The organism is Ilyobacter sp., assembly GCF_041583315.1.
Taxonomy (GTDB): domain Bacteria; phylum Fusobacteriota; class Fusobacteriia; order Fusobacteriales; family Fusobacteriaceae; genus Ilyobacter.
Genome location: NZ_JBFHGC010000262.1, coordinates 1 through 3,938, shown reverse-complemented (window position 1 = coordinate 3,938; position 3,938 = coordinate 1). Strand labels below are relative to the sequence as shown.

The 3,938-nt window shown below is 32.5% G+C and carries 8 protein-coding genes; all 8 read right to left on the bottom strand.

The genetic code is table 11. From position 1 onward, the window contains the following. Positions 1 to 200, bottom strand: a 200-nt coding sequence (locus ABZA26_RS09530) for a PAS domain-containing protein (RefSeq protein WP_372714289.1), incomplete at its 3' end; no start/stop codon positions are given. 32 nt (positions 201 to 232) lie between these two features. Further along, entirely contained in the window at positions 233 to 535 is a 303-nt protein-coding gene (locus tag ABZA26_RS09525) for a hypothetical protein (protein ID WP_372714288.1), read from the bottom strand. A gap of 274 nt (positions 536 to 809) precedes the next feature. Then, positions 810 to 1,220 carry a DUF86 domain-containing protein gene (locus tag ABZA26_RS09520; protein WP_372714287.1) on the bottom strand — a complete coding sequence of 137 codons (411 nt, stop codon included), beginning with the start codon at positions 1,218 to 1,220 and terminating at the stop codon, positions 810 to 812. Further along, on the bottom strand, positions 1,208 to 1,612 hold the full coding sequence (locus ABZA26_RS09515; protein ID WP_372714286.1) for a nucleotidyltransferase domain-containing protein: 405 nt from the start codon (positions 1,610 to 1,612) through the stop codon (positions 1,208 to 1,210). Before ABZA26_RS09515 ends, ABZA26_RS09520 begins: the two co-directional genes overlap by 13 nt. A 659-nt stretch (positions 1,613 to 2,271) precedes the next feature. Continuing rightward, entirely contained in the window at positions 2,272 to 3,084 is an 813-nt protein-coding gene (locus ABZA26_RS09510; RefSeq protein WP_372714285.1) for a type II secretion system protein, read from the bottom strand. 85 nt (positions 3,085 to 3,169) lie between these two features. Further along, the gene (locus ABZA26_RS09505) at positions 3,170 to 3,469 is read right to left on the bottom strand and encodes a leucine-rich repeat protein (RefSeq protein WP_372714291.1); all 300 of its coding nucleotides are present in this window, start codon (positions 3,467 to 3,469) and stop codon (positions 3,170 to 3,172) included. Next, complete coding sequence (locus ABZA26_RS09500) at positions 3,442 to 3,540, bottom strand: hypothetical protein (protein WP_372714290.1); 99 nt, start codon at positions 3,538 to 3,540, stop codon at positions 3,442 to 3,444. The genes ABZA26_RS09505 and ABZA26_RS09500 overlap by 28 nt, the downstream gene beginning before the upstream one ends. Before the next feature lie 112 nt (positions 3,541 to 3,652). Then, the coding region (locus ABZA26_RS09495; RefSeq protein WP_372714284.1) for a hypothetical protein at positions 3,653 to 3,938 on the bottom strand (286 nt) is incomplete at its 5' end.

Genomic DNA, 3,938 nt, shown 5'->3' with positions numbered 1-3,938 from the left:
TCTTTACATAAATTCATTCCACATTGATCTATATGATCTAGGATATTATCATGGCAGTAAGAACCCACAACTTCAGATACCGTGTATCCAGATAATTTTTCACCGACTGGATTCCAGTAAATTATCTTCCTGTCTTTATCAGTAATGTATACACCCTCATATGAATTGTCAAAAATATATTTTAGTTGCTCATTAATCACACATTTAACCTCCAAAGAATTTATTTCGAATCTTATACAATGTATTTCATATTATTGATGCAATTTTTTATCCTATACAGCGTGGCTCTGCTCAACTCCGTCAGCTTGATACAATCCGAAAGTTTTATGCTTTTACTTAGCCAGGCGTCCATATGACGCTTCTGCTCTTTTGTCATATCATCCACTTGACTTGGTCGCCCTGTTTCCCTCTTAGTTCGCTTTGATACCTTCTTACCCTTATCATTTATCTCCATAGCCTCTATACCCTCACGCTGCCTCTTGAGGATCTTCTCACGTTCCTTCTCTGCAATATATCCGAGTAAATGAAGAAGCATAGGCTGGAGCAGGTCTATCTCTATCTTACTTTATATTTGCCGTAGATAAAATCTCATTATCCAGTATCTATATATGCACTTTCTTCTTACCCAACATCTCATAAGTGTCCTTTATCTGCTTCAGGTTTCTCCCAATTATCTATAGACCCTTAACAACTATTGTATCTCCAGCTGCTATTGTATAAAATTAAGTAATACTGGCAATTTCTATCAATGAAAGAATGAATAAATTCAACTTCATATTAGGATCTACTTTTAAGTTATTATTTTAATGCTAGTTGTGTGTTTTCATGAACTCTATGATTTCCCTTGTAAATTTTAGAAAATCCAGTTTTCCTTCAGTAGCAATAAACTTAAGAACATTAATATCGACACTTTGGTACTCGTGGATAATTACATTTCTGAAACCGACCATCTTCTCCATAATAAGCCCCATATCCTTTGATATAACTTTTCCGTCTACCAGTTTTGTAAAGGCCTCACTGCTTTTTTTAGGTATTCCAAGACCTAATTTCGATACAATATACATTGAAAGATCGATGGACTGCTGGCAGGCTCTTTGAATATGTAAAATAAGGGCATCTTGATAGAGAGATTCTTCAAATGTTTCCTCACTATAGATTTCATTTATTTTTCTGACACATTTTTCGATACTCTCAACCTTGTTAAATACTACTCTTTCCAATTAAAAACACTTCCTCTTAATAAGATTTCTTTAAAGACTATTTCTCTGTCCTCTTCCAGAGTGAGGTACATAGAAAGAATCTTCATCTCTAATTCCTCTAAAAACAGACTGTCCCTGGCATAGATAGCGATTCCTGTTGACACAATTTCTCCTTGAAAGGAGGTATCAACCTTATTGAAGTCAACTAGATCGACGTTTTTTTTAAGTTTATCTTCCAAGTCCGACTTAAATCCAAGAAGCTTCATGAAGTCATAGCTTCCTACTATTGCAATATCTATGTCGCTCTCTTCTCTTACTTCATTACGAGCAGCGGAACCAAATAAATATATAGCATCTACACTTTTATCTTTAAAATAATCTAGGATAATCTCCGATATCTCTTTTAATTTCAATTTTATTATCTCCTTAAATTCAGGTTTCATTAAAATTAACTTTCTCTTTCTACACTAACAGTATATACCATTCCACGACTTATGAAAATATAGTAAAATAAAAATGGAGGCATTAGGATTATAATACCCCTAAAGTTCCAATTAAATAAAAGGCAATGTGCTATTATTTATTTAAGGACTTAGGGAGGTATTTTTTTATTTCTAAAAAAGAGAAGTGAGCTATGAATTGAAGTTTGTGAATACTTAATTGCAGGAAAGTCTTACTCAAGCTTATTAAAAGAATATGGACTTAAAAGTAGTAGTATGTTATCTAATTTAAAAGAAAGCATATTTTTCTGGAACTCTTTCTATAGGAAGTAAACAAGGGTAAAAAATGTGAAGCAGATAGTCTAGAAATATTAAAAAAGTGTTTTGCTTAACTAATGGTGAGTATTTCGAGATCAGGCGCTTACTGGGAAAATTCTCCAATAGAAAAGTGTTTTTCACAATTAAAAGAAGAATAATTAAGACCAAAAAGAACATAAAAAAATACGTTCAGTGGGATAGCACTGACGTATTCAAAAGGATTTAAATTATCAATCACCTATTTAATTTTTGAAAAGGGATTTCTATGAATCATAGATATATTTAGATTGATTAAAGAAAAAATAAAATATAATTTATATAACTTGAAGAGTGCTTATATCTATAATATTATCTTCATCTATTGTATGATAGTACCAGTTCCCGTCTAAATCGTTATAAATAAGATTCCAGTTTAATGTAGACGATAATTCTCTAGTATTACCATCAGAATCCGTAACTATAAAAGTATAGCCATCTTCAGGTTCAATAGCCAATGTGCTCCCACCTGGTTTGTAATAAATATGCTCAATGGCCTCCGCCCACTCTTCCGGATCTAAGCCAAGATCTGTATATCTATAATCTCCCCAAGTTCTTCCATATCCCAGTGTTTGCATTAAAGATATTATTGCTGAAGATATCTCTTCAAAAGTGCTTCCTAAAGAAGTTAAATCTTCAGTTTCCGTTTCTGATTCATCTTCTTCTTCCCATATTTCAGTTGATTCATCTCCTGTATAAGTCCCATTTTCCAGATTGGCGTAGATGTTCCCTTCATCATAAAAATATAACCATCCCCCTGTGTTGTCTCTGTCACTTACAATATTATTAGTCTCTGAAGTTGTATCAGAAGAAGGCGTGTCAGGCATTGTCGATCTATTATAAAAATCAGTAAATTTAGTTTCTGAATCGATAATATCCCCTAAATCTTCATTATTTTCAATATCAGGATAACTTGATGTTTTTACATAGTAAACCCCTATGGCTGTCCTCAGATTAGCTAAATTCCCTTGAACATTTGCAACTTTTGCACTGCTGTTAACTTCTGTGAACTTGGGAATTGCAATGGCTGAAAGTAATCCTATAACAGAAATAACTATTAGAAGTTCTATTATGGTAAAGGCTTTTTTCATTGTTTCTCCTTTTATTTATATATATTTAAAGGGTTTTAATAGAAATCTTTTATATATCAAATAATCTAATAATTTGTTTACTGTTTCAACCAACTTCCATTATTATATATATATATGTACCAGCTTCTTTGCTGTTGTTATCATAAAAAGTCTTGAAAGAATTTGAACCATTGCGATAAAAAGTATTTTCATTAATGTCTACACTGTTTCCTATAGTTATTTCTGTGGTGTTATTATACGCAAAAGCAAAACCATCAATTTTTGAAATACTATTAGGTATAGTTATACTAGAAATATCGTTATTTGAAAAAGCCCACTCTCCAATTGTTGTTACTCCTTCATTTATAGTAACATCTGTTAAGTTGTTTTCAGCAAAGGATAATATTCCGATCTTATATTGGAAAATTTTGGAAGTGAAATAGCTGATATTAGAGAGATTATTGATATAACTATCATCAGCTCTATTCCTGTGAATCCTTGCTTCATATTTCACCTCCAATATTTATAGATAAACTTCCTAGCTATGAAAAACTAAGATAAAAAAATAAAAACAGCTTCTGTTATAAATTTATTGTGCTGTTACCGAAAAGGCATCTATAAAGTTTCCCACTGAGTTAGATTTACTCGCTGAGCTTACTGAATTAAGAGAAAATGTTGTCGTTGTTTGGCCTTCAGGCACTACATAAGTACCAGTGTAGGTACCCCATTCAGTATTTCCATCAGTCATAGTTTCTAATACTATGGTTTCATCTCCATCCCCGACACTTATCGTAGCAACGTCTTCTCCAGTCCTTCCTCTGTGACTAATAGACCATGTCAAAGTTGTCCCCGGAGTAGTTTCTATTTCCTGATAT